Consider the following 25,920-nt stretch of genomic DNA (forward strand, 5'->3'; position numbering starts at 1 on the left):
GTTTCAGCTCACGCCCTTCAGCCGAAGAAGTTCCGTACGTGCTCCAGGCCCTCGACCAGTGCGTCGATCTCGGCCGGCGTGGAGTACAGATAGAACGACGCTCGCGTGGTCGCAGGAATTCCGTACCGCAGGCAGACCGGACGGGCGCAGTGGTGGCCGACCCGGACCGCGATGCCCTGCTCGTCGAGGACCTGGCCCACGTCGTGCGGGTGGATGTCCCCGAGGGTGAAGGAGATCGCGGCGCCCCGGTCCTCGGCCGTGGTGGGGCCGATGATCTTCAGATCGGGGACCTCGGCGAGCCGCCGTACCGCGTACTCGGTCAGCGCGTGCTCATGGGCGAGGATCTTGTCCATGCCGATCGAGTTGAGGTAGTCGATCGCCGCGCCGAGACCGACCGCCTGGGCGATCGGGGGGGTGCCCGCCTCGAACTTGTGGGGCGCCGGGGCGTAGGTCGAGGAGTGCATCGACACGGTCTCGATCATCTCGCCGCCGCCCAGGAACGGGGGCAGGTCCTCCAGGAGCTCCTGGCGGCCCCAGAGGACGCCGATGCCCGTCGGGCCGCACATCTTGTGCCCGGTGAAGGCGACGAAGTCGGCCTGGAGGGCCTGGACGTCCAGCGGCATGTGGGGAGCCGCCTGGGAGGCGTCGATGCAGACCAGCGCGCCGACCTCCTGGGCGCGGCGGACTATCGCCTCGACCGGGTTGACCGTGCCCAGGATGTTCGACACCAGCACGAAGGAGACGATCTTCGTCTTCTCGGTGATGATCTCGTCGATGTTGGACAGGTCGAGGCGGCCGTCGTCGGTGAGGCCGAACCACTTCAGCTTCGCGCCCGTGCGCTGCGCCAGCAGCTGCCACGGCACGATGTTGGAGTGGTGCTCCATCTCCGTGATGACGATCTCGGTCTCGTGGTCCACCCGGTAGGGCTCGTCGGCCCAGCCGAGCATGTTGGCCACGAGGTTCAGCGACTCGGAGGCGTTCTTGGTGAAGATCACCTCGTCGCGGCTGGGCGCGTTGATGAACTCGGCGACCTTGTCGCGCGCACCCTCGTACAGCGCCGTGGCCTCCTCGGCGAGCACATGCACACCGCGGTGGACGTTGGCGTTGTAGCGCTCGTAGTACTCACTGAGTGCGTCCAGCACCTGGCGCGGCTTCTGCGAGGTCGCCGCGTTGTCCAGGTACACGAGCTTCCGGTCGTCGTGGACCAGCCGGTCCAGGATGGGGAAGTCCTTGCGGATCGCCTCGGTGTCGAGGAGGCCCGGCAGCTGTGTCACGCGACGGCCCCCCTTGAGTTCGCTCCGCTCACGGGGCCACCCTTCGTGTAAGCCTCGTAGCCCTCGTTCTCCAGCTTGTCGGCGAGCTCGGCACCGCCGGACTCGACGATGCGTCCGGCGGAGAAGACGTGGACGAAGTCGGGCTTGATGTAGCGCAGAATGCGCGTGTAGTGCGTGATGAGCAGGGTGCCCACCTCGCCGGTCTCGCGGACGCGGTTGACGCCCTCGGAGACGACGCGCAGGGCGTCGACGTCCAGCCCGGAGTCGGTCTCGTCGAGGATCGCGATCTTCGGCTTGAGCAGTTCCAGCTGGAGGATCTCGTGGCGCTTCTTCTCGCCGCCGGAGAAGCCCTCGTTGACGTTGCGCTCGGCGAAGGAGGGGTCCATGGCGAGGCGCTCCATGGTCTCCTTGACCTCCTTCACCCAGGTACGCAGCTTGGGGGCCTCGCCGCGGACGGCGGTGGCGGAGGTGCGCAGGAAGTTGGAGACGGAGACGCCGGGGACCTCGACCGGGTACTGCATCGCCAGGAACAGGCCCGCGCGGGCGCGCTCGTCGACGGACATCTCCAGGACGTCCTCGCCGTCGAGGGTGACGGTGCCGCCGGTGATCGTGTACTTGGGGTGACCCGCGAGCGAGTAGGCGAGGGTCGACTTGCCGGAGCCGTTGGGGCCCATGATGGCGTGCGTCTCGCCCTGCTTCACGGTGAGGTCGACGCCCTTGAGGATCTCCTTCGTGGCGTTGTCGGCCTCGACGGTGACGTGCAGGTCTCGGATTTCAAGCGTTGCCATGGGTGCCTCAGGACTCCTGGGTGAGGGAGACGAGCACGTCGTCCCCTTCGATCTTTACGGGGTATACGGGGACGGGGCGGGTGGCCGGGAGGCCGGACGGCTTGCCGGTGCGCAGGTCGAAGCTGGAGCCGTGCAGCCAGCACTCGATCTGACAGTCCTCCACCTCGCCCTCGGAGAGCGAGACGTTGGCGTGGGAGCAGATGTCGTAGATCGCGAACACCTCTCCCCCGGTGCGGACGACCGAGACCGGCGTGCCGTCGAGCTCCACCCGTTTCGGGGTGCCGTCCTCCAGCTCGCTCAGGCCGCAGGCGCGTACGAAAGTGGTCATGCGACCGCGGCCTCCAGCTCCTCCTCGATCTTGGCGAGCAGCCGCTCCTCGATGTCGGCGACGCCGATCTGCTGGACCAGCTCGGCGAAGAAGCCGCGGACCACCAGTCGGCGGGCCTCGTGCTGCGGGATGCCGCGGGCCATCAGGTAGAAGAGCTGCTCGTCGTCGAAGCGGCCGGTGGCGGAGGCGTGGCCGGCGCCGACGATCTCGCCGGTCTCGATCTCCAGGTTCGGCACCGAGTCGACCCGCGCTCCGTCCGTGAGGACCAGGTTGCGGTTCATCTCGTAGGTGTCGGTGCCCTCGGCCTTGGCCTCGATGAGGACGTCGCCGATCCAGACCGCGTGTGCCTGCTCGCCCTGGAGGGCGCCCTTGTAGGCCACGTTCGACTTGCAGTGCGGGGTGTTGTGGTCCACGAACAGACGGTGCTCCTGGTGCTGCCCGGCGTCCGTGAAGTACAGGCCGTACAGCTCGGCCTCACCGCCGGTGCCGGCGTAGGAGACCCGCGGGTGCAGTCGTACGACGTCGCCGCCGAAGGTGACGACGACCGACTTGAAGGAGGCGTCCCGGCCGATCAGGGCGTTGTGCTGGGCCACGTGCACGGCCTTGTCGTCCCAGTCCTGGACGGAGACGACGGTGAGCTTGGCGCCGTCGCCCAGGACGTACTCGACGTTGGCGGCGGTGACCACGTCGCCGGTGTGGTCGATGACGACGACGGCCTCGGCGAAGGCGCCCAGCTCGATGATCTGGTGGCCGTAGGAGACCCCGCCCTGGCCGTGCACGGCGATCCGGATCGGCTCGGTGAGCACCGTCTCCTTGGGGACGGTGACCACGCCGGCCTGCTCGAAGGCGGAGTACGCCTGGGCGGCGACCCGGTCCACCGGGGTGCCGGCCCGGCCGAGCCGGGGGTCGTCGCGGCCGACCAGCTCGACGGTGACGCCCTCGGGGGCCTCCACCGCGACCTTCAGGCCGTCGCCGGTGGCGACCGCCGTGCCGTCGTGCAGCCCGCGCAGGCGCTCCAGCGGGGTGAACCGCCACTCCTCCTCGCGGCCGTGCGGGACCGGGAAGTCCGCGACGTCGAAGGACGGGGGCGCGCTCATGCGCGTGGCGACGGTCGACTCGGCGGCCACCGCGATCTGGCCGGCGGTGGTGCTGCCCACCGGGATGTTCTGAGCCTCAGCCATGGCTGTCGGTCTGCTCGCTTTCTTACGTGAGTGGCTTGACGGTGACGGCGGTCGCTTAGCCGACCGCGCCTTCCATCTGGAGCTCGATCAGCCGGTTGAGCTCGAGGGCGTACTCCATCGGCAGTTCCTTGGCGATCGGCTCGACGAAGCCGCGCACGATCATCGCCATCGCCTCGAACTCGGTCAGACCGCGGCTCATCAGGTAGAAGAGCTGGTCCTCGGAGACCTTGGAGACGGTCGCCTCGTGGCCCATGGACACGTCGTCCTCGCGGACGTCGACGTACGGGTACGTGTCGGAACGGGAGATGGTGTCGACGAGCAGCGCGTCGCACAGCACGTTCGACTTGGAGCCGTGGGCGCCTTCGCCGATCTCGACCAGGCCGCGGTAGGAGGTACGGCCGCCGCCGCGCGCCACGGACTTGGAGACGATGTTGGACGACGTGTTCGGCGCCATGTGGACCATCTTGGAGCCGGCGTCCTGGTGCTGGCCCTCGCCCGCGAAGGCGATGGAGAGGGTCTCGCCCTTGGCGTGCTCGCCCATCAGGTAGACGGCCGGGTACTTCATCGTCACCTTGGAGCCGATGTTGCCGTCGATCCACTCCATGGTCGCGCCCTCGTAGGCGACGGCGCGCTTGGTGACCAGGTTGTAGACGTTGTTCGACCAGTTCTGGATGGTCGTGTAGCGGCAGCGGGCGTTCTTCTTGACGATGATCTCGACGACCGCGGAGTGCAGCGAGTCCGACTTGTAGATCGGGGCGGTGCAGCCCTCGACGTAGTGCACGTAGGCACCCTCGTCGACGATGATCAGGGTCCGCTCGAACTGGCCCATGTTCTCGGTGTTGATCCGGAAGTAGGCCTGGAGCGGGATCTCCACGTGGACGCCCGGCGGGACGTAGATGAAGGAGCCGCCCGACCAGACGGCGGTGTTCAGGGAGGCGAACTTGTTGTCACCGACCGGGATGACGGTTCCGAAGTACTCCTTGAAGAGCTCCGGGTGCTCCTTCAGCGCGGTGTCGGTGTCCAGGAAGATGACGCCCTGCTCCTCCAGGTCCTCGCGGATCTGGTGGTAGACGACCTCGGACTCGTACTGGGCGGCGACACCGGCGACCAGGCGCTGCTTCTCCGCCTCCGGGATGCCCAGCTTGTCGTAGGTGTTCTTGATGTCCTCGGGCAGGTCCTCCCAGGACTCCGCCTGCTTCTCCGTGGAGCGCACGAAGTACTTGATGTTGTCGAAGTCGATCCCCGACAGGTCGGAACCCCAGTTCGGCATCGGCTTCTTCTCGAAGAGGCGCAGGCCCTTGAGACGGAGCTTGGTCATCCACTCGGGCTCGGACTTCTTCTCGGAGATGTCCCGGACGACGTCCTCGTTGATGCCGCGCTTGGCGGAGGCGCCGGCCGTGTCGGAGTCGGCCCAGCCGTATTCGTACTTGCCCAGACCCTCGAGTTCGGGGTGGGCAGTCTCCGTGGGGAGAGTCATGCGGGGTTCCTCCCGGCCGTACTAGCAGATGCGTCAGTGGAAATCTTGGGGATGAACGTCGTGCAGACGCCGTCGCCGTGCGCGATGGTCGCCAGCCGCTGGACGTGCGTTCCGAGCAGTTCGGCGAAGATCTCCGTCTCCGCCTCGCACAGCTGCGGGAACTGCTCCGCGACATGGGCGACCGGGCAGTGGTGCTGGCACAGCTGTTCGCCGACCGGTGCGGTGCGCGCCGTTGCAGCGTACCCGTCCCTGCTCAGGGCCTTGGCCAGCGCTTCCGTGCGGTCGTCGGGGCTCACGGCCTCGATCGCCTTGCGGTAGGCGCCGGCCTGTGCGGCGATCCGGGCCCGCGCGAAGGCGGCGACCGCCTCCTGACCGCCTCCCTGCTCGGCGATCCAGCGCAGCGCGTCGGCGGCGAGGCTGTCGTACGACTGGTCGAAGGCGTCGCGGCCGCAGTCGGTGAGGGCGAAGACCTTGGCGGGCCGGCCGCGGGTCCGCGCGCCGTACACCCGCTGCTCGCGCGCCTCCGCGACGTCGTCGGCGACCAGGGCGTCCAGGTGCCGGCGTACGGCCGCCGGGGTCAGGCCCAGGCGTCCGGCCAGCTCGGTGACGGTCGACGGGCCGTGGTCCAGGATCGACCGCGCGACCCGGTTGCGCGTCGAACGCTCACCGGTCGCGAGTTCCTCCTGCGGGGTACCCGTGGGGGTCTCCCGAGCCTCGCCGACGTTTTTCACAACGCCATTGTTGCGTAATTCCTCAGAGCCAGGCAAGCGGCGTCCGGACCGACAGGCGGTGCCCTGCGTCACTTAGGTTTACCTAATCTGACCTGCGCAAACGATCTTTGATCGATCATCCCGCACGCAATCCGCTGGCGGTCGGCGGCCCCGTCCGGAACACTCCCCAACCATGCCCACACCCCCTCCGACCGGCCCTCTTGTCACCCGGGACACCCTCGCGAAGCAGCTCAGACTGCTCGGTGTCAAGACCGGCGAAACCCTCCTCGCGCACACCTCGCTCAGTTCCCTCGGCTGGGTCAACGGCGGAGCCGTCGCGGTCGTCGAAAGTCTTCTCGACGCGCTCGGCCAGGACGGCACCCTGGTGGTCCCCACCCAGACCGGCGACCTCTCGGACCCGTCGGTGTGGCGCGACCCGCCGGTACCGCAGGAGTGGTGGGCGGACATCCGGGCGACCATGCCGTCGTACGACCCCCGGATCACCCCCGCGCGCGGCGTCGGCGTGATCCCGGAGACCGTGCGGACCTGGCCGGGCGCGCGGCGCAGCGCGCACCCGCAGACCTCCTTCGCGGCCGTCGGTCCCCGCGCGGCCGAGATCGTCGACGGCCACGCCCCCGACTGCCGGCTCGGCGAGCGGAGCCCGCTGGCCCGCCTGGAGAAGCTGGACGCGCGCGTGCTCATGCTCGGCGCGGGCTACGCCACCTGCACCAGCTTCCACCTGGCCGAATACCGCATACCGTCGCCCCGGGTCCCGGTCGGCCGGCCCGCCCCGGGCGGCGGCTGGGAGGTGGTGACCGAGGTGTCGATCACCTCCGACCGCTTCGACGAACTGGGCTACGACTTCGAACGCGACCGGCCCGTCGTCGTCCGCGGGACGGTCGGCGCGGCCGAGGCGCGGCTCTTCCCCGTACGTGCGGCGGTGGCCTACGCCGAGCGATGGCTGGCCGTACATCGACCCCGTGAGGAGGAGATCTAGCACCCGGCCGTCCGGGTGACGGCAGCCGTACCTAGACTCTGTCACCATGCGAAGTGAGCCCGTGGTCCAGGTGCGGGACCTGGTGAAGCGGTACGGCACGAAATCCGCCGTGGACGGCCTCGACCTGGTGGCCCGGCCGGGTGTGACCGCCGTACTCGGACCCAACGGCGCGGGCAAGACGACGACGATCGAGACCTGCGAGGGATACCGCAGGCCGGACTCCGGCTCGGTGCGCGTCCTGGGCCTCGATCCCGTACGTCAGTCCGCCGAGCTGCGCCCCAGAGTGGGCGTGATGCTCCAGTCCGGCGGCGTCTACTCCGGCGCCCGCGCGGACGAGATGCTGCGGCACGTGGCGAAGCTGCACGCGGATCCGCTGGACGTGGACGCGCTGATCGAGCGGCTGGGCCTCGGCGGCTGCGGCCGTACCTCGTACCGCCGGCTCTCCGGCGGCCAGCAGCAGCGCCTGGCGCTCGCCATGGCCGTGGTCGGACGCCCGGAGCTGGTCTTCCTCGACGAGCCGACCGCCGGGCTCGACCCGCAGGCCCGCCGGGCCACCTGGGACCTGGTGCGGGACCTGCGCACCGACGGCGTTTCGGTCATTCTCACCACCCACTACATGGAAGAGGCCGAGCAGCTCGCCGACGACGTCGCCGTCATCGACGCCGGCCGGGTGATCGCCCAGGGCTCCCCCGAGGAGCTGTGCAAGGGCGGCGCCGAGAACACCCTGCGGTTCACCGGCCGTCCCGGCCTCGACGTCGGCTCGCTGCTCAAGGCGCTCCCGGCCGACTCCGCGGCCGCCGAGCTGACGCCGGGTTCCTACCGGGTCATGGGCAAGGTCAATCCCCAGCTGCTGGCGACGGTGACCTCGTGGTGCGCCCAGCACGGGGTGATGCCGGACCGCATCTCGGTCGAACGCCACACGCTGGAGGACGTCTTCCTGGAGCTGACCGGCAAGGAGCTGCGCTCATGACCACCGCGACGGGCACCTACACCCCGAAGCCGGGTGCCGCCCCGCTGCCCCGCATGATCGCGGCGCAGGCGGCCCTGGAGACGAGAATGCTGCTCCGCAACGGCGAGCAGCTCCTGCTGACGGTGGTGATCCCCACACTCCTCCTCGTGCTCTTCAGCTCGGTGGACATCGTCGACACGGGATCCGGCAAGGCGGTCGACTTCCTCGCCCCCGGCATCCTCGCCCTAGCCGTCATGTCCACAGCCTTCACCGGCCAGGCCATCGCGACCGGCTTCGAGCGCCGCTACGGCGTCCTGAAGCGCCTGGCCTCCTCCCCGCTGCCGCGCTGGGGCCTGATGGCCGCGAAGACCGCGTCGGTCCTGGTCACCGAGATCCTCCAGGTGATCCTCCTGACGGCGATCGCCTTCGCCCTCGGCTGGTCCCCGCACGGCAACCCCCTCGCCGTCCTGCTCCTGCTGGTCCTCGGCACGGCCGCGTTCTCCGGCCTCGGCCTGCTGATGGCGGGCACCCTCAAGGCGGAGGCGACACTGGCCGCCGCCAACCTGGTGTTCCTGCTGCTCCTCGTGGGCGGCGGGGTCATCGTCCCGCTGGACAGATTCGGCTCGACCGGACAGGAGATCCTGGGCCTGCTGCCCATCTCCGCCCTGTCGGACGGACTCCGCGACGTACTCCAGCACGGCGCCGGGACACCCTGGCGCGACCTGGGAATCCTCGCGGTGTGGGCGGTGGCGGGGCTGGGGGCGGCGGGGCGGTTCTTCCGCTGGGAGTAGGCCGGGAACTCACCCGCGAATCGAATTTCGTCTCCGAATCCCCCCGCGGCGGGCCCACTGGTGACACCCTTGGTGTCTCATTTCGGTAAGGGCTACAGAAGGGGAAGATCCCCCGTGCAAGAACCCCTGGACCCGTCCGCGAGGGAGCATCTGCAGCCGCTGCTGCACGACGTGATTCTCTGCGTGACCGCGCCGGCCTTCACCGCCTCGCCGCGAGACGGGCAGCTGACGGGCGCTCGTGTCGACGGCTTCTACGACCACGACCGGCGGTTGCTGCACACGCTGCGTCTCCTCGTCGACGGCCGCGAACCCGAGCCCATCGGTGTGCAGCCGCTGGGTCCGGACCGGGTGAAGTTCACCGCGGTCCACCGGTACACGCGGGACGGCACCGACGATCCCTCGGTGATCGTTGAACGGACCCGCACCGCCGGTGGGGAAGAACTCCTGACGGTGCGCAACACCGGGACGCAGACACGCCGGCTGGGCCTCTCGCTGACGGCCGCCACGGATCTGGTGGCCGTCGCCGACGTCAAGCGCGGGTACCGCGGCCCCGCGGTACCGTGCACGGCCGGCCCGCTGTCGCTGTCCTGGGTGTCCGGCGAGCAACACGCCCGGGTCGAGGTGGTGTCCGGGCCCGAGCCCGAGGTCTCCGCGGGCCGCGAGGAGGGCACCCTCGCCTGGCGCGCGGTGGTCCTCCCCGGGAACTCGGGCTGGGCGGTCCGGCTCACCGTGACCGGTGGCACGGACACCGCGCCGTTGGGCCATCCGGTGGCCCCGCGCACCCCCGCCCCCTGGGCCGAGCCGACCGTGCGCGGCGACGTCCGCCTGGTCGAACTCGTCCGCAGGGGGCTCCAGGATCTCGACGCCCTGCGGCTCGCCGACCCGCTGCGCGCCGACACCGGCGGTCCCGAGGACCAGTTCGTCGCCGCCGGTTGCCCCTGGTACCTCACGCTCTTCGGCCGCGACTCGATCTGGGCGGCCCGGATGATGCTGCCGCTGGGCACCGGTCTCGCCCGCGGCACCCTGTGGGCCCTCGCCCGCCGTCAGGGCACCGAGCACCATCTCTTCCGTGAGGAGGCGCCGGGCCGCATCCTGCACGAGTTGCGTCCCGCCGACGCCGAACACGGCCACGGACTGCGTCTGCCCTCCCGCTACTACGGCTCCGTCGACGCCACACCGCTGTTCGTCACCCTGCTCGTCGACGCCTGGAACTGGGGCATGCCCGATGCCGACGTCGACGCCCTGCTCCCCGCCGCGGAGCGCGCGATGGACTGGGTCAGGCAGAGCTGCCGCCGGGACGAGCACGGCCTGCTGCGCTATCACTCCCGGTCCGGAGGGCTGCGCCACCAGTCCTGGAAGGACAGCGCCGACGCGGTGCGCGACGCCGAAGGCCGGCACGTGAGCCCGCCCCTGGCCGTGTGCGAAGTCCAGGGGTACGCGTACGAGGCCGCGGTCGGTCTGGCCGGGCTGCTGGAGCACCGGGGCCGTCACGGCCAGGCCGCGGAGCTGCGGGACTGGGCCGGTTCCCTGCGCAAGCGCTTCGCCGAGTTGTTCTGGATCCAGGCCGCCTCGGGGCCGGCCTCCCGCTATCCGGCCGTGGCCGTGGGCGAGAAGGGGCAGCCCGTGACCGGCGCCGCCTCGAACATGGGGCACCTGCTGTCGACGGGCATCATCGACGCCGCCGGGAGCAAGGACGTCGCGGCCTGGCTGGCGGCGCCGGGGCTCAGTTCGGGCTGGGGGCTGCGCAGCCGCTCGGCGGAGGTGCCCGGCTTCAATCCCTTCAGCTATCACGGCGGCGCCGTGTGGACGCACGACACCGCCATCGCCGTGCACGGTCTGTGCTCCACCGGGCATCGCCGGGAGGCTCTGGTGCTGGCCGAGGGGCTGCTCGACGCGTCGATGCACTTCGACCACCGGATGCCCGAGCTCTACGGCGGGGAGACCCGGGAGCCGGCCTCCCCGCCGCCGCTGCCCTACCCAGCCACCTGCCGGCCGCAGGGCTGGTCGGCGGCGTCGGGAGTGGCGCTGCTGACGGCTCTGCTCGGGCTGCGGCCCGACGCCGCCCGACGCGTCCTCACCATCGACCCCGCCCATCCGGCGCCGCTCCTGGTGGAGGGGCTGGTGCTCGCCGGGCACACCCTGGACGTGGAGGTCACCGCGGCGGGCGAGGGCAAGTGCTCCGGGCTGCCCGCGGGATGGCGGGTGGAGAACGGCTGATTCCGGCCGGGGCAGTGCGCGAGGCGGACCCACGCACTGCCCCTCCCCGTCGGTGGCGAGGGGCTCGGCTACGCCCGCGTGGCCAGCAGGCGCTGGTACTCGTCGAGCATCGGGTCCACGTGGACGTGCCCCAGATCGAAGTGCGCACGCACGTGGGCGCGTCCCGCGGCCCCGATCCGCCGAGCCAGTGACGGCTCGCCGAGCAGCCGCCACACCTCGTCCGCGAACCTGGCGGCCAGCCTCTCCTCGCTCTCCCCCGCACCGGGTGCGACCAGAATGCCGCCGCTCTCGCCGAGGCCCCCCACACTCATGGCGACCACCGGACGAGCCGCGCACATGGCCTCCAGCGGGGCGAGCCCCATGGGCTCCGCGAACCGCGACGGGTACACCACGACCGCGGCCTCCTCGTACAGCTTGCGCATGTCGTCCACGCCGGCCTCCCTGAACTCCACGTCCTTGCCCGGCCCTTCCTCCAGACCGCATTCATGGATCAGCCGACGCAGACGTGCCCGGAAGCCCTCGGCTTCGTGACGGAAGTCCACCGTGGTGGAGGGATTGGTCAGCACCAGCCGGGGCCGCACCGCGGGACCCTGCGGCGAGAGGTTCCGGCCACGGGCGATGATGTCGCGCACCATGAGAATGGCAAGCTCGGCCCCTTTGTTGGGGACGAGACGGGCCGGCAGCAGCACGATGGGCCGTCCGCCGGTCTCGTCCAGTTCGGGAATGTCGAGGAAGGCGCTGGTGTCGACGCCCAGGTAGGTGCGGCTGACGGGCTGCGCGAGCACGTCGGCGCACTCCCCGGCCAGGAAGTCCGACACCGCGTGGTGGGTGTCCCACACGGCACACTCCCTGGCCATCCGTTCGTCCTCCGGGATCCTTCTGAGGTTGTGGTAGGTGTGCGGCAGCACCAGCCCCAGCTCGTCCTTGAGCAGCCGCAGCGCACGGGCCGGAACCGCGGAGAACTGGTGCAGGTTGTGGCCGTGCACGAGGCGGATCCCGTCATCCGGCCCGGTGAGTTCGGCGCGGAACCAGTCCCGCATCTCGTGGACGGCTCCGGCGCCCTGCCGGTGCGGCCGGGACAGATCCAGCAGCCGGTGCTGCCGGATACGGATCCCGTCGCCCGGTGACCGGGCCCCCGCGGTCCCGGTGAAGACGGTGACCCGGAGGCCTCTGCCCGTCAGAGCCCGTGCGTACGACCACAGATGTGTCTCCACTCCTCCCACGCAGGGCGGGAACGCCCAGTGCACGAGCCCGATGTGCAGACCCTCGCTCACTTCGCCGTCCTGACCTGGGGTTGTCTGCTGCCGAACCACCACACCTCCGGGTGTTGGGGCCACTGTGCGGAACTCGGCGGACACGGCCGCCGCGCAGTGGGTCGGGCGGTCTGCCGCCGGCCTCGTGCCACTCTCTGTTCGCGCAGACGGCCAACGGGGACAATGGACAGTACTGCGGGCGGTTTCGGGGGAGGCGCCATGGCACTCAGTTACAGCAGCCGGTCACTTGTCACGCGCCGGCGGATCAAGGTCGCCCTGAGCTATGTCACCGGTGCCGGGGCGGCCTTCCTGTCCGTGATCGCACAGGACACTCATGGCACGACCCTCCTGTCTCTCGCTACCTCCGCCGGTGTGCTGGGCGGGGTGTCCGCGCTGTCGGGCTACTACGGCGTCCATCGTCCCAGAACCGAGCGTCGTACATCCCACCTGAAAATCCCCAGCCGTTCAGAGCCGTTCGTCGGACGGGACGAGGAACTCCAAAGCGTCGCCGCCAAGTTGAGACTCCAGGAGGACAACCCCGGCGCGTTACGGGTCTGCGTGATCCACGGTATGGGCGGTGTCGGCAAGACCGAACTGGCGGCGCACTTCGCCAAGAAGCGGTGGGACGAGACCGGAGCCCTCGTCTGGTGGCTCAGGGCATCGACGTACGGACTCCTCACCAGCCAGCTCCTGGAACTGGCGGCCTTTCTGGACGTCCCCGGGCACGAGTCCAAGAGTGTGGTCCTCAACCGGCTGTGGAGCCGGCTCAGGGAGGAGCCGGACTGGCTACTGGTGTACGACGACGTCCAGGACCGAAGCCTGGGGCCGCTGCGCAGCGAGCGGGAGGACATGCGTCCCTTCCTCCTGCCCACGGATGTCTCGGGCGCGGTGGTCATCACGACGCAGGTGATCAACGTTCTGGAGAAGTACGACATCGCGGCGGAGCGGGTGGGACTGCGCCAGCTCGGCCCCGAAGACGGACTGGTCCTCCTGCAGGCGCGCATCAGCTCCCGGGACACCGGAACCGACGACGCCGATGCCACCCGGGTGCTGGACGAACTGGGCAGCGCCCTCGGCTGGCTGCCGCTGTCCCTCGTCCAGGCCGGCAGCTACATCAACGCGGAAGGCGTGCCGGCCAAGGACTATCTGCGCAAGCTGCGGGAGCGCCCGGGCATCGGAGCCGACGCGGACGCCACCATCGGGCTCGCCATCGCACGGGTCGTCGACGCGGAGCCCAGGGCCCAGGACCTGCTGCGCCTGTGCGCGTTCCTGGCCCCCGAGGGCATCCCGCGGCAGCTCCTGCGCGATCCGCAGTTCCGGCCACTGGTGCCGCCGTCGCTGCAGATGCTGCTCGCGGAGGAACACGGTTTCGCCAAGGTGACACGGCTGCTCAGCGATCGCTGGCTGCTCAGCGTCGGCAGGAGCGGCCAGGGCGACTCCGGCCACTACAGCATGCACCTGCAGATCCAGCGTTCCGTGAAGGAAGGCATGGACGCCGCGGCCCGTGCCATGTGGTCGCAGGCCATCGTCCGTGTCGTGGAGGCCGCCTTCGCGCAGGCGTCCGGCGCACCGTCGGGGCAGGACGACGGCGAGATAGGCAGGGAGCGCCTGATGCCGCATGTCCAGGCCATCCGAAGAGCCATCGAGGAAGACGGCGCGTGGGCCACCGACCCGCACGGTGATACGTCGGCCCGCGAAGCGCTGGCGCGCCTGATGCACCAGGCGGGGGACTACCAGGAGCACCGCGGCGTCTACCAGAGGGACGTCCTGTCCTACTACGCGCACGAAGCCGCGATACGGGCGAGCGGAATCGGCGGCGACCGGGAACGCATCGAGTCCCTGCTGGACGTGGCACGCCAGAAGTACCGGCTGGCCGATCTCGAGGCCGCCGAGAAGGAGTGCGGCTCGGTGCACGAGGACTGCGCGGGCACGCAGTCGCGCTGCGCGACCGACGAGGAGCGCTCGGGGTTGCTGCGGCTGCACGCGGAGTGCCTGCTACTGCGAGCGGACGTCCTGCGTGAGCGGGTCAAGTTCGCGGAGGCCGAGCGATCCGTCGCCCAGGCGATGGGACTGTTCCGGGAGGGGGGCCTGGAATGGCTGGGACTCGACCGGGCACGCACCGAGATGAAGCTGGGCCAGATCCAGCGCAACGCGGGGCACCTTTCCCAGGCGCTCGCACATTACGACACGGCCGAGACCCTGATCCCGGCCCAGGACGGCGAGGAGCCGTCCGAGCACACTCTCTTCCGCGCCGAGCTCGTCTTCTGCAAGGGAATCCTGGAGCAGGACCGGGGGAACCTGCAGGCCGCCGAGGAACACCTCCGGCTGGCCCTCTCACGTTTTCCGCCCAACCCGGAGAGTGACAACTTCGAGACGGCCCAGGTCGAGAAGTTCCTGGCCGACGTGGTGCGACGGCGCGGCGAGGCCACCCGTGCCCTCGCGAGGAAGACCCGGTCGCCCCTTCTGCGGCTGCGCCTGCGCCGCGGTGCCGCCCGGCAGCTGCGCGAGGCGGACCAGTTGTTGTCCCAGGCCGTGGACCAGCACCGGAAACGCCGGGAGGCGGAGAACCACAAGTACGCGGCCTGTCTCAACAAGCGCGGATCGCTCCGCCTGGCCCAGGGCCGGGCGAAGGAGGCGGAGCAGGACCTCCTCAAGGCGGAGGCCATCTATGTCAGCGCCTACAAGGAGGACCACCCGTACCGGGCCAAGTCTCTCTCGCGCCTGGGTGAGGTCCTGCTGGTCGCGGGCCCCCCGGGCCGGAAGGTCCAGCTGGCCACCGGCGACGCGTGCGACGCCGGGGAGGTCCTGGACAAGGCCAGGAGCATCTTCGAGCAGCGTCTGGGCCGCTGCCATCCCGTTCTCGTCGCGGTGTACGAACGGCTGGCCCGCTGTGCCCCCGGCGAGGAGACCGCCGCCGGGCTGCGCCGATACGCCGCCCACATCAGGGAGGTGACACGGAGCGCCGACGGGTGACCCGCGGGCCCAGACCCGCCCGGCCCGCCGCCGGGATCCGCGGCACGGGCGGCGGATCCCCGACCCAAGTGAATTCATGCACAAGCGGCGCCCTACGATGGTGCGCGTGCCAAAGCTGACCCCCGCCGATGCCGTAGCGGCCGTGCGCAATCCGCTCGCCTTCATCGCCGACCGCTGGACCCCGGATCCCCGGACCGTCCGGCGCGCGGCCCTCGCCGCCCTCGTGATGTCGGTGGTCATCGTGGTCACCGGCGGCGCGGTCCGGCTCACCGGCTCCGGCCTCGGCTGCCCGACCTGGCCCGAGTGCACCGACGGCTCGCTGACCCCGACGACCGCGCTGAGCTACCACAGCGCCATCGAGTTCACGAACCGCATGCTGACCTATGTGCTGTGCGCGGCGGTCGGGTGGGCGATCATCGCCGCCCGGTCCCAGAAGCCGTACCGGCGCAGCCTGACCCGGCTGGGCTGGGCGCAGTTCTGGATCGTGATGAGCAACGCGGTCCTCGGCGGTGTCGTGGTGCTGGTCGGCCTCAACCCGTACACCGTCGCCGCCCACTTCCTGCTGGCGACGGCCCTCATCACGGTCGCCGCCCTGATGTGGCAGCGCACCCGCGAGGGCGACGCCGAGCCGCGCCCGCTGGTCGGCAAGGCCGTGCAGCAGTTGGTGTGGGCCCTGGTGGTCGTGTCGCTGCTGCTCATCGCGGTGGGCACGGTGGTGACCGGCGCCGGACCGCACCCGGGCGACTCCGGCAAGGTGGAGCGCATCGACGTCAGCTGGGAGGGCGTCGCCGAGCTGCACGCGGTCCTGGCCTGGATCGTGGTCTCGCTGACCTTCGCGCTCTGGTTCTTCCTGCGGGGCGTCAACGCTCCGCAGGGGCCGCGCGACCGCACCCGTGACCTCTTCCTGATCCTGCTCGGCCAGGGCGTGATCGGTTACGTCCAGTACTTCACGCATCTGCCCACGGTCCTGGTGGGCCTCCACATGTTCGGCTCCTGCCTGGTGTGGATCGGCGTGTTGCGCGTCCTGCTCTCCCTGCGGGAACGCGCCGAAGTGACGGCCGAGGTGCCCGCTCAGTCGTACGACGCCGTGAGCGCGTCGCTGGCCGGCCCCCAGTAGTCCCGGGCCGGCCGGGCCCTGCGCGCGGTCCACTCCTCGGCCGGCGCCCTGAGCCCGGGTGGCCGGTCGAGCGGCTCCCGCTCGGGGATCAGCCGGCCCGCGCGCACGACGAAACCGCCGGGTTCCCGGTCCGGCAGCGGCGCCAGCGGCGGCGGTGTCCCGGTCGGCCTGCGCCCGGTCCCCGCGGCTCAGTCCAGGCCGTACACCCGCCTCGCGTTCCCCGCCGCGATCAGCTTGGCCACGCGCTGTGCGTCGCCGAGCGACCAGGCGCCCTCGGCGACCCAGGTGCCGAGGACCCGGGCGAGGGACTCGCGGAAGAGGCGGGCGCCGACGACGTGCAGTTCGGGCAGGCCGTGGGCGCCGCTGGAGAAGAGGATCTTGCCGAAGGGGGCCAGTTCCAGGATCTCGGCGAGGATCGTCGCGGCCCGGGCGCCGGTGCGGACCAGGGCCGCGCCCGAGTCGGCGTAGACGTGCGGGAAGACGCCGGCGAGGTGGGCGGCATGGCGGTGGTAGGGGTAGCCGTGCAGCAGGACCAGGTCGGTGCCGAGGCCCGCGGTGGCCCGGACGAAGTCGGTCAGCAGGACCGGGTCGGTACGGTCGATCCGGGCGCCGGGCTCGCCGAGGCCCGCGTGCAGCTGGAGCGGGAGACCGGAGGCCACGGCGATCCACAGCAGGTGCCGTAGGAGAACCGGGTCGGTCAGCTCGCCGCCGACCCGGCGGGCCGCCAGCCAGCGGCCGGCCGCGCCTCGCACCTCACCGGGTCCGGGCGGCTCGGGGGCCAGCGCGAGGCCGTGCCGCAGGCCGGCGACGGAGGTGAAGGCGACCGCGTTCGCCGCCGCGCCGTGCACCGACTCGGCGAGGTTGGCGAGGAAGGACTCGACGGTCCCGGAGGTGTCGGCGACCTGCTCGGCCAGCAACTCCAGCCGGACGATCTCCCTGGCCTGGGCGGCGCCGGTGGACGCCAGCTCCGCGGGGCCGGTGAGATCACCCGGGAGGCCGGTGTCGACGAGGTAGGTCGTGATGCCGCTGCCGCGCAGCAGGCGCCGGCCCGCCTCCAGGACGCCGAGTTCACGGCGCCGGGCGAGGTAGCGGGCGGGCGGGCAGTGGGGTTCCAGGCCGAGGAGCGGGGGACACCAGCGCCGTACCGCGAAACCGGTCTGGGTGTCGAAGAGGGTGGTGCCTGCGGCCGGGGGGCCTTCGGTCCGGGCGAGCTGGGTCTCGAAGGTCCCCAGGCCGAGCTCCGTACGCAGCACTCCGTGGCAGTACTGGTCCACCAGGGACGGCGTTTCGATCATCCGGGCTCCCCCGTGGACGGCTGCATACCGTCCTAACGGGTTAACCGGGATGGAGGTCGCGGCCGGGGCGGGTGGTACCGGTCGTACGGCGACTGCGGACCGTATGTGGCTGGTCGCGGCCACGCGGCGGAGCCGATGTCGGATACCGCCCCGCGCCCCTGAAAACAGCTGTTCAGCCGCCGATCTGAATGCCCGCCATCCGCTTCCACTCGTACGGGCCCGTCGTCACCTTCGCCGCGAACTCGCCGTCGAAGGACTCGTGGACGGTGATGCCCGCCTTCTCCACCGCCTGCCGGGCGATCTCGGTGCTCGGGGCCACCAGGTCGCCCCAGCCGCCGTCCTCGCCGACGAGGACGATGCGGGCGCCGCGTTCGCCGATGTGGGCCACCTGGCCCTCGGCGCCGCCGTGGGCCCTGGCGAAGGTGCTGATCTGCTTGGCGAGGCGCGCGACCTTGCGCTCGGCCTTCTGGTCAACCTGCTGCGTGTCTGCCATGAGCAGGATGCTACTCACGGGTAGATCGACTGGCGAGGGCAGGGCGGTGTGACGTGGGCCCGTAAGGACCGGTGCGGGTCAGCGCAGGAAGGGGTCCACGGCCACCGCCACGAACAGCAGCGACACATAGGTGATGGACCAGTGGAACAGGCGCATCTCCTTGAGCTTGCCGCCCGTCACCTCGGCCTTCGCGCGGTTCTGCAGCCCGTGCGCCTCCCACAGCCACCAGCCGCCCGCCACCAGGGCGACCAGCGTGTAGAACCAGCCGGTGTAGCCGAGGGGGGTGAGGAGCAGCGACACCGCGACCATCACCCAGCTGTAGATGACGATCTGCTTGGCGACCACCTTGTTGGAGGCGACGACCGGCAGCATCGGCACGCCCACGCGCGCGTAGTCGTCCTTCACCTTCATGGACAGCGGCCAGTAGTGCGGCGGTGTCCAGAAGAACATGACGAGGAAGAGGACGATCGGCGCCCACGACATGGAGTCCGTGACAGCCGACCAGCCGATCAGCACCGGCAGACAGCCGGCGATGCCGCCCCACACGATGTTCTGCGAGGTACGCCGCTTGAGGATCATCGTGTAGACGACGACGTAGAAGAGGAGCGCTCCGAGTGACAGCCAGGCGCTCAGCCAGTTGACGGTGAAGCCGAACAACAGGGTGGAGACGACCGCCAGGGTGATGCCGAAGGCGAGGCACTCGCGCGGACTGACCATGCCGGTCACCAGGGGCCGCTGCGAGGTGCGGTCCATCAGCGCGTCGATGTCCCGGTCGATGTACATGTTGAGCGCGTTGGCGCCGCCCGCGGAGAGGTACCCGCCGACGCAGGTGAGCAGGACCAGCGTCATATCGGGCACGCCCTGCTGCGCCAGGAACATCACCGGAACGGTGGTGATCAGCAGCAGTTCGATGATCCGCGGCTTGGTCAGCGCCACGAAAGCTTTGACACGGGCCCCGAACGGCCGGTGACTCGGGCTCTCGCTCGCACCGAGTACCCCCGCTGGACGGGATTCGACGGCCGTCACGCACACCCCTGACAGAGACATCCCAGCAAGCCTCCCCTGTGAAGTCCCGGTAAAGGCTCGCGCGTACCACGCCACTTTAGACGTTGCCCATACCCCGACCTTCGCGGGGGTGGGGTCGTGTTGGCAGGCGTCTCGGGAGAGCCGGGAGGAGGCTCGGTTGAGCAGTCAGATGAGCGGCTGCGTATTCATGTGCCGAACGCCTTCCCGGCCAGTCGGGAGGCGGATCCCCGCAAGGCCCGGCAGTCTGGAAACACTCGAAAAAACGCACGTCCTTACGGGGGTAGGCTCGACAGCGGCCGGTGGGCACCCAGTGCACCGGCAGCCGGTGTGGGCGTGTGCCCGTGGACCGGTAACCGAACATGTGGAGAGGAGCCCTGACCCAGGGTGAGCACCAAGCCGACCACCACAGACCTCGACTGGACCGAGTTGGACCAGCGGGCCGTCGACACCGCCCGCGTCCTGGCCGCCGACGCCGTACAGAAGGTCGGCAACGGCCATCCGGGTACGGCGATGAGCCTGGCGCCGGCCGCGTACACCCTCTTCCAGAAGGTGATGCGGCACGACCCGTCCGACCCCGACTGGGTGGGCCGCGACCGTTTCGTGCTGTCCGCCGGTCACTCGTCGCTGACCCTCTACACGCAGCTCTACCTGGCCGGCTTCGGCCTGGAGCTGGAAGACCTCGAAGCCTTCCGCACCTGGGGCTCGAAGACCCCGGGCCACCCGGAGTACGGCCACACCAGGGGCGTGGAGACCACCACCGGCCCGCTGGGCCAGGGTGTCGCCAACGCCGTCGGCATGGCCATGGCCGCCCGCTACGAGCGCGGTCTGTTCGACCCGGACGCGCCGCAGGGCGAGTCCCCCTTCGACCACTACATCTACTGCATCGCCGGTGACGGCTGCCTCCAGGAGGGCATCTCCGCCGAGGCGTCCTCGATGGCCGGGCACCAGAAGCTCGGCAACCTGGTCCTGCTGTGGGACGACAACCACATCTCGATCGAGGGCGACACCGAGACCGCCGTCTCCGAGGACACCGTCAAGCGGTTCGAGGCGTACGGCTGGCACGTCCAGCGCATCGCCCCGAAGCCGGACGGCGACCTGGACCCGCACGCCATCTACAACGCGATCGAGGCCGCGAAGAAGGTGACGGACAAGCCGTCCTTCATCGCGATGCGCTCGATCATCGCCTGGCCCGCCCCGAACGCGCAGAACACCGAGGCCGCCCACGGCTCGGCGCTCGGCGCGGACGAGGTCGCGGCCACCAAGCGCGTCCTCGGCTTCGACCCGGAGAAGAGCTTCGACGTCGCCGAGGAGGTCCTCGCCCACACCCGCGCGGCCGGTGAGCGCGGCGCGGCCGCGAAGGCCGAGTGGGAGAAGTCGTTCCAGCTGTGGCGTGACGGCAACGCCGAGCGGGCCGCCGAGTTCGACCGCATCGCCGCGGCCGAGCTGCCCAAGGGCTGGGAGGAGAAGATCCCGGTCTTCGAGCCCGGCAAGGGCGTCGCCACCCGCGCGGCCTCGGGCAAGGTGCTCCAGGCACTCGGCGCCGTGATCCCGGAGCTGTGGGGCGGTTCCGCCGACCTCGCCGGGTCGAACAACACGACCATCGACAAGGACAGCTCGTTCCTGCCGGCGGACAACCCGCTGCCGGGTGCGAACCCCTACGGCCGCACCATCCACTTCGGTATCCGCGAGCACTCCATGGCCGCGGAGATGAACGGCATCACCCTGCACGGCAACACCCGTGTCTACGGCGGTACGTTCCTCGTCTTCTCCGACTACATGCGCAACGCCGTGCGGCTGTCGGCGCTGATGCACCTGCCGGTGACGTACGTGTGGACGCACGATTCCATCGGTCTCGGCGAGGACGGCCCGACGCACCAGCCGGTCGAGCACCTCGCCTCGCTGCGCGCCATCCCCGGTCTGAACGTGGTCCGCCCGGCGGACGCCAACGAGACCGCGATCGCCTGGCGCGAGATCCTCAGGCGCTACACCAAGGTCTTCGGCAAGGGCGCCCCGCACGGCCTGGCGCTGACCCGCCAGGGCGTGCCGGTGTACGAGTCCAACGAGGACGCGGTCAAGGGCGGTTACGTCCTCTTCGAGGCGTCGAACGGCACCCCCGAGGTCATCCTCATCGCCACCGGTTCCGAGGTGCACGTCGCCGTCGAGGCGCGCGAGCAGCTGGAGGCCGACGGCGTGCCCACCCGGGTCGTCTCCATGCCGTGCGTGGAGTGGTTCGAGGAGCAGGACCAGGGGTACCGGGACAGCGTGCTGCCGCCGTCCGTCAGGGCGCGGGTGTCGGTCGAGGCGGGTATCGGCCTCACCTGGCACAAGTACGTGGGGGACGCCGGCCGCATCGTTTCCCTGGAGCACTTCGGTGCTTCCGCCGACGGCAAGGTGCTCTTCCGCGAGTTCGGCTTCACTGCCGAGAACGTGGCCGCCAAGGCCCGGGAATCCATCGCCGCCGCCCAGCGCTGACGCTCATATACGACACGTAGGAGATGTAATTCCATGACAGACGCACTCAAGCGCCTCTCCGAGGAGGGCGTCGCGATCTGGCTGGACGACCTGTCGCGCAAGCGGATCACGTCCGGCAACCTCGCCGAGCTGATCGACCAGCAGCACGTCGTGGGCGTCACCACCAACCCGACGATCTTCCAGAAGGCGATCTCGCAGGGCGACGGCTACGACCAGCAGCTGTCGGACCTCGCCGCCCGCAAGGTCACCGTCGAAGAGGCCGTCCGCATGATCACCACGGCGGACGTCCGCGACGCCGCCGACATCCTGCGCCCGGTGTACGACGCGACCGGCGGCCAGGACGGCCGGGTGTCGATCGAGGTCGACCCGCGCCTGGCGCACCACACCAAGGCGACCGTCGCCGAGGCCAAGCAGCTGGCCTGGCTGGTGGACCGCCCCAACACGCTCATCAAGATCCCGGCCACCAGGGCGGGTCTGCCGGCGATCACCGAGGTCATCGGCCTCGGTATCAGCGTCAACGTCACGCTGATCTTCTCGCTGGAGCGCTACCGCGAGGTCATGGACGCCTACCTCTCCGGCCTGGAGAAGGCCAAGGAGCGCGGCCTCGACCTCTCGCTCATCCGTTCGGTGGCGTCGTTCTTCGTGTCCCGTGTGGACACGGAGATCGACAAGCGCCTGAACGACCTGGGCACCGACGAGGCGAAGGCGCTGCGCGGCAAGTCCGCCGTCGCCAACGCCCGGCTCGCCTACCAGGCGTACGAGGAGGTCTTCTCGACCTCCCGCTGGAGCGCGCTGGAGAGCGCGGGCGCCAACAAGCAGCGTCCGCTGTGGGCGTCGACCGGTGTGAAGGACCCGGCGTACAAGGACACCCTGTACGTCGACGACCTGGTCGCGCCGAACACCGTGAACACCATGCCGGAGGCCACGCTCCTCGCGGTCGAGGACCACGGCGGCATCACCGGCGACACGATCACCGGCACCTACGAGCAGGCCCGCGCCGACCTCGACGCCGTCGAGCGGCTGGGCATCTCGTACGACGACGTGGTCCAGGTTCTGGAGGACGAGGGCGTCGAGAAGTTCGAGGCCTCCTGGAACGACCTGCTCAAGTCGACCCAGGCGGAGCTGGAGCGCCTGGCCCCCTCGGAGGGCTAAATTGTCGAGCAGCAACCCGCTGCGTGACCCCGCAGACCGACGGCTCCCGCGTATCGCGGGACCGTCGGGTCTGGTGATCTTCGGCGTCACGGGCGACCTCTCCCGCAAGAAGCTCATGCCCGCGGTCTACGACCTCGCCAACCGGGGTCTGCTGCCGCCGGGCTTCTCCCTGGTCGGCTTCGCCCGCCGCGAGTGGGCCAACGAGGACTTCGCCGCCGAGGTCCACGACGCCGTCAAGGAACACGCCCGCACCCCGTTCCGCGAAGAGGTCTGGCAGCAGCTCATCCAGGGGATGCGCTTCGTCCAGGGCACCTTCGACGACGACGACGCCTTCGAGCGGCTCCGCTCCACCATCGAGGAGCTGGACAAGGCGCAGGGCACCGGCGGCAACTTCGCCTTCTACCTGTCCGTCCCGCCGCGCTCCTTCCCTGTCGTCATCCAGCAGCTGAAGAAGCACGGCCTGGCGGACCAGAGCGGCGGCTCCTGGCGGCGCGCGGTCATCGAGAAGCCCTTCGGCCACGACCTGAAGTCGGCCGAGGCGCTCAACAAGGTCGTGCACGAGGTGTTCGAACCGGACCAGGTGTTCCGGATCGACCACTACCTCGGCAAGGAGACCGTCCAGAACATCCTGGCGCTGCGCTTCGCCAACACCATGTTCGAGCCGATCTGGAACCGGTCCTTCGTGGACCACGTCCAGATCACCATGGCCGAGGACATCGGCATCGGCGGCCGCGCCGGCTACTACGACGGCATCGGCGCCGCCCGTGACGTCATCCAGAACCACCTGCTCCAGCTGATGGCCCTGACCGCGATGGAGGAGCCCGCCTCCTTCGACGCGGACGCGCTGGCCGCCGAGAAGGAGAAGGTGCTCGGCGCGGTACGGCTGCCGGACGACCTGGGCAGGCACACCGTGCGCGGCCAGTACGCGGCCGGCTGGCAGGGTGGCGAGAAGGTCATCGGCTACCTCGAAGAGGACGGCATCGACGGCAAGTCGAAGACCGACACCTACGCGGCCGTGAAGCTGGAGATCGACAACCGCCGGTGGGCGGGAGTGCCGTTCTACCTGCGCACCGGCAAGCGGCTGGGCCGCCGGGTCACCGAGATCGCGGTGGTCTTCCAGCGGGCCCCGCACTCCCCCTTCGACCACACCGCCACCGAGGAACTCGGGCAGAACGCGGTCGTCATCCGCGTCCAGCCCGACGAGGGCATCACGGTCCGCTTCGGCTCCAAGGTGCCGGGCACCTCCATGGAGATCCGGGACGTCTCGATGGACTTCGCCTACGGCGAGTCCTTCACCGAGTCCTCGCCGGAGGCGTACGAGCGTCTGATCCTGGACGTGCTGCTGGGCGACGCCAACCTCTTCCCGCGCACGGAGGAGGTCGAGCTGTCCTGGAAGATCCTCGACCCGGTCGAGGACTACTGGGACCAGCACGGCAGGCCCGCCCAGTACCCGTCGGGCACCTGGGGTCCCGCCGAGGCCGACGAGATGCTCGCACGAGACGGACGGAGCTGGCGCCGGCCATGAAGATAGATCTCACGGACACCACGGCCGGCAAGGTCAACAAGGCGCTGGTACAGGGCCGCCGGGCCATCGGCACGCCCGCCGTGGGCATGGTGCTGACCCTCGTCATCGTCACCGACGAGGAGAACGCGTACGACGCCCTGAAGGCCGCCGGCGACGCCTCGCACGAGCACCCCTCGCGCACGCTGGTCGTCATCAAGCGCGTCTCCCGCTCCCCCCGCGACCGTACGGCGTCCCGCCTGGACGCCGAGGTCCGGGTGGGCGCGGACGCGGGCTCCGGCGAGACGGTGCTGCTGCGGCTGTACGGCGAGGTCGCCGACCACGCCGACTCGGTCGTCCTGCCGCTGCTGCTGCCGGACGCGCCGGTCGTCGCCTGGTGGCCGGTGAACGCCCCCGTCGACCCGGCGAAGGACCCGCTGGGCGCCCTCGCCCAGCGCCGGGTCACCGACACCTACTCCTCCGAACAGCCGGTACGGGAGCTGACCGCCCGCGCGGACGCCTACACCCCCGGCGACACGGACCTGTCCTGGACCCGGATCACGCCCTGGCGCTCGATGCTGGCGGCGGCCCTGGACCAGGTGGTCTGCGAGGTCAAGGCCGTCGAGGTGGAGGGCGAGGAGTTCAACCCGAGCTGCGAGCTGCTGGCGATGTGGCTCGCGGACCGGCTGGACGTCCCCGTCAAGCGCTCCCTCTCGTCCGGCCCGGGTCTGACGGCGGTCCGTCTCGATACCAGCGAGGGCGCGATCGCGCTCGACCGCGCGGACGGCGCCCTCGCCACCCTGTCCATCGACGGCCAGCCGGACCGGGCGGTGGCGCTGAAGCGGCGGGAGACGGCCGAGCTGATCGCGGAGGAACTGCGGCGGCTGGACCCGGACGACACCTACGCGTCGGCGCTGCGGTTCGGCGTGGAACGGCTGAACGCGTCGGCCTCGCCGGCCGCGGAACCGGTACCGGAGGCTCCGGCCGCCGGGGCCGTCCCGGCCGCCCAGGCCACCGAGCCGCCTGCCAAAGGAGAACCGGTCGTCGAAGCCGCTGCCGCGGAAGCTCCCGCACCCGAAGCGGCGGCGAAGGAACCGCTGAAGAAGAGGGTGAAGGCGCCATGAGCACCCCCCAGCTGGTCGTGCACCACGACAAGGAGCTGATGGCCCAGGCCGCCGCGGCCCGCCTGATCACGAAGATCGTGGACGCCCAGGCCTCCCGGGGCGAGGCGTCCGTGGTCCTCACGGGCGGCCGCAACGGCAACGGCCTGCTCGCGGCTCTCGCCGCGGCTCCGGCCCGGGACGCGATCGACTGGGGCCGGCTCGACCTGTGGTGGGGCGACGAACGCTTCCTCCCCGAGGGTGACCCGGAGCGCAATGTCACCCAGGCCCGGGAAGCCCTGCTCGACCAGGTCCCGGTGGACCCGAAGCGCGTGCACGCCATGCCCGCGTCGGACGGCCCCTGGGGCGCGGACGTGGAGGCGGCCGCCGAGTCCTACGCCGCGGAACTGGCCCGCGCGGCCGGCCCCGAGAACCACGGCTCGGTACCGACCTTCGACGTCCTGATGCTGGGCGTCGGCCCGGACACCCACGTGGCCTCGCTCTTCCCCGAGCTGCCCGCGGTCCGGGAGACGGAGCGCACGGTGGTGGGCGTCCACGGCGCACCCAAGCCGCCGCCGACCCGGGTCTCCCTCACCCTCCCCGCCATCCGCTCGGCCCGCGAGGTCTGGCTGCTGGCGGCGGGCGAGGACAAGGCCGAGGCCGTCGCCATCGCCCTCTCGGGCGCGGGCGAGATCCAGGCCCCGGCAGCGGGCGCCCAGGGCCGCCGGCGCACCCTGTGGCTCCTGGACGCGGCAGCGGCATCCCAACTGCCCCGGTCGCTGTACCCGCCTGCTTCACCCTGACGAAGCCCCGAAAAGGAACCCGT

21 protein-coding genes are annotated in these 25,920 nt (G+C 70.5%); 11 read left to right on the forward strand and 10 right to left on the reverse strand.

What is annotated here, in order from left to right:
• Nucleotides 1–17 precede the first annotated feature (17 nt).
• The 6 genes from ACGFZQ_RS17095 to ACGFZQ_RS17120 are packed head-to-tail and all read right to left on the reverse strand — an operon-like array spanning nt 18 to nt 5,779.
• Nucleotides 18–1,274, reverse strand: a complete 1,257-nt coding sequence (locus ACGFZQ_RS17095; protein ID WP_393841057.1) for a cysteine desulfurase — start codon at nt 1,272–1,274, stop codon at nt 18–20.
• Nucleotides 1,271–2,062, reverse strand: coding sequence for a Fe-S cluster assembly ATPase SufC (sufC, locus tag ACGFZQ_RS17100; protein WP_382531772.1), 792 nt, complete (start codon nt 2,060–2,062; stop codon nt 1,271–1,273). Before sufC ends, ACGFZQ_RS17095 begins: the two co-directional genes overlap by 4 nt.
• Before the next feature lie 7 nt (nt 2,063–2,069).
• The gene (locus ACGFZQ_RS17105; protein WP_393841058.1) at nt 2,070–2,390 is read right to left on the reverse strand and encodes a non-heme iron oxygenase ferredoxin subunit; all 321 of its coding nucleotides are present in this window, start codon (nt 2,388–2,390) and stop codon (nt 2,070–2,072) included.
• Nucleotides 2,387–3,571, reverse strand: coding sequence for a Fe-S cluster assembly protein SufD (sufD, locus tag ACGFZQ_RS17110; RefSeq protein WP_351732935.1), 1,185 nt, complete (start codon nt 3,569–3,571; stop codon nt 2,387–2,389). Before sufD ends, ACGFZQ_RS17105 begins: the two co-directional genes overlap by 4 nt.
• Nucleotides 3,572–3,626: 55 nt before the next feature.
• Complete coding sequence (gene sufB, locus ACGFZQ_RS17115; RefSeq protein WP_351732932.1) at nt 3,627–5,048, reverse strand: Fe-S cluster assembly protein SufB; 1,422 nt, start codon at nt 5,046–5,048, stop codon at nt 3,627–3,629.
• Nucleotides 5,045–5,779, reverse strand: a complete 735-nt coding sequence (locus ACGFZQ_RS17120; protein WP_393841059.1) for a helix-turn-helix transcriptional regulator — start codon at nt 5,777–5,779, stop codon at nt 5,045–5,047. The genes sufB and ACGFZQ_RS17120 overlap by 4 nt, the downstream gene beginning before the upstream one ends.
• A gap of 172 nt (nt 5,780–5,951) precedes the next feature.
• Here ACGFZQ_RS17120 and ACGFZQ_RS17125 point away from each other — a divergent pair, with 172 nt between their 5' ends.
• The 4 genes from ACGFZQ_RS17125 to ACGFZQ_RS17140 all read left to right on the forward strand — a co-directional run bounded on the left by ACGFZQ_RS17125 (nt 5,952) and on the right by ACGFZQ_RS17140 (nt 10,712).
• A complete protein-coding gene (locus ACGFZQ_RS17125) occupies nt 5,952–6,755 on the forward strand; it encodes an AAC(3) family N-acetyltransferase (protein WP_351732926.1) in 804 nt (267 codons plus the stop codon).
• Nucleotides 6,756–6,801: 46 nt separating this feature from the next.
• Nucleotides 6,802–7,725, forward strand: a complete 924-nt coding sequence (locus ACGFZQ_RS17130; protein ID WP_351732923.1) for an ABC transporter ATP-binding protein — start codon at nt 6,802–6,804, stop codon at nt 7,723–7,725.
• Nucleotides 7,722–8,495: an ABC transporter permease gene (locus tag ACGFZQ_RS17135; protein ID WP_393841060.1), complete on the forward strand. Its 774-nt coding sequence runs from the start codon at nt 7,722–7,724 to the stop codon at nt 8,493–8,495. The genes ACGFZQ_RS17130 and ACGFZQ_RS17135 overlap by 4 nt, the downstream gene beginning before the upstream one ends.
• A 114-nt stretch (nt 8,496–8,609) precedes the next feature.
• Entirely contained in the window at nt 8,610–10,712 is a 2,103-nt protein-coding gene (locus ACGFZQ_RS17140) for a glycogen debranching N-terminal domain-containing protein (protein WP_393841061.1), read from the forward strand.
• A 68-nt stretch (nt 10,713–10,780) separates the two neighbouring features.
• Here ACGFZQ_RS17140 and ACGFZQ_RS17145 read toward each other — a convergent pair whose 3' ends face one another.
• Complete coding sequence (locus ACGFZQ_RS17145; RefSeq protein ID WP_393841062.1) at nt 10,781–11,986, reverse strand: glycosyltransferase family 4 protein; 1,206 nt, start codon at nt 11,984–11,986, stop codon at nt 10,781–10,783.
• Between the two features lie 198 nt (nt 11,987–12,184).
• Between ACGFZQ_RS17145 and ACGFZQ_RS17150 the strand changes: the two genes are divergently transcribed.
• Together ACGFZQ_RS17150 and ACGFZQ_RS17155 are read left to right on the forward strand one after the other, a co-directional pair.
• Entirely contained in the window at nt 12,185–14,938 is a 2,754-nt protein-coding gene (locus ACGFZQ_RS17150; protein ID WP_393841063.1) for an NB-ARC domain-containing protein, read from the forward strand.
• 97 nt (nt 14,939–15,035) lie between these two features.
• Nucleotides 15,036–16,055: a heme A synthase gene (locus ACGFZQ_RS17155; protein WP_393841064.1), complete on the forward strand. Its 1,020-nt coding sequence runs from the start codon at nt 15,036–15,038 to the stop codon at nt 16,053–16,055.
• 188 nt (nt 16,056–16,243) lie between these two features.
• On the opposite strand, the gene ACGFZQ_RS17160 is transcribed toward ACGFZQ_RS17155, so the two are convergent.
• The 3 genes from ACGFZQ_RS17160 to ACGFZQ_RS17170 form a co-directional block, all read right to left on the reverse strand.
• Nucleotides 16,244–17,350 (reverse strand): amidohydrolase family protein, encoded by a 1,107-nt coding sequence (locus ACGFZQ_RS17160; RefSeq protein ID WP_351732909.1) that lies wholly within the window; start codon nt 17,348–17,350, stop codon nt 16,244–16,246.
• Between the two features lie 172 nt (nt 17,351–17,522).
• A complete protein-coding gene (locus ACGFZQ_RS17165; protein WP_351732907.1) occupies nt 17,523–17,843 on the reverse strand; it encodes a hypothetical protein in 321 nt (106 codons plus the stop codon).
• 78 nt (nt 17,844–17,921) lie between these two features.
• Nucleotides 17,922–18,875, reverse strand: a complete 954-nt coding sequence (locus ACGFZQ_RS17170; RefSeq protein WP_393841199.1) for a heme o synthase — start codon at nt 18,873–18,875, stop codon at nt 17,922–17,924.
• A 378-nt stretch (nt 18,876–19,253) separates the two neighbouring features.
• Here ACGFZQ_RS17170 and tkt point away from each other — a divergent pair, with 378 nt between their 5' ends.
• From tkt to pgl, 5 genes are read left to right on the forward strand one after another with little or no spacing between them, the layout of a single operon-like run.
• Nucleotides 19,254–21,341, forward strand: a complete 2,088-nt coding sequence (gene tkt, locus ACGFZQ_RS17175; protein WP_393841065.1) for a transketolase — start codon at nt 19,254–19,256, stop codon at nt 21,339–21,341.
• 33 nt (nt 21,342–21,374) lie between these two features.
• Nucleotides 21,375–22,493 (forward strand): transaldolase, encoded by a 1,119-nt coding sequence (gene tal, locus ACGFZQ_RS17180; protein ID WP_393841066.1) that lies wholly within the window; start codon nt 21,375–21,377, stop codon nt 22,491–22,493.
• 1 nt (nt 22,494) lies between these two features.
• The gene (zwf, locus tag ACGFZQ_RS17185; RefSeq protein WP_351732900.1) at nt 22,495–24,018 is read left to right on the forward strand and encodes a glucose-6-phosphate dehydrogenase; all 1,524 of its coding nucleotides are present in this window, start codon (nt 22,495–22,497) and stop codon (nt 24,016–24,018) included.
• On the forward strand, nt 24,015–25,118 hold the full coding sequence (opcA, locus tag ACGFZQ_RS17190) for a glucose-6-phosphate dehydrogenase assembly protein OpcA (RefSeq protein WP_393841067.1): 1,104 nt from the start codon (nt 24,015–24,017) through the stop codon (nt 25,116–25,118). The genes zwf and opcA overlap by 4 nt, the downstream gene beginning before the upstream one ends.
• Entirely contained in the window at nt 25,115–25,897 is a 783-nt protein-coding gene (pgl, locus tag ACGFZQ_RS17195; RefSeq protein ID WP_351732895.1) for a 6-phosphogluconolactonase, read from the forward strand. Before opcA ends, pgl begins: the two co-directional genes overlap by 4 nt.
• The last annotated feature ends 23 nt before the right edge of the window (nt 25,898–25,920 follow it).

This window comes from Streptomyces sp. NPDC048254 (assembly GCF_043201895.1).
Classification (GTDB): Bacteria; Actinomycetota; Actinomycetes; order Streptomycetales; family Streptomycetaceae; genus Streptomyces.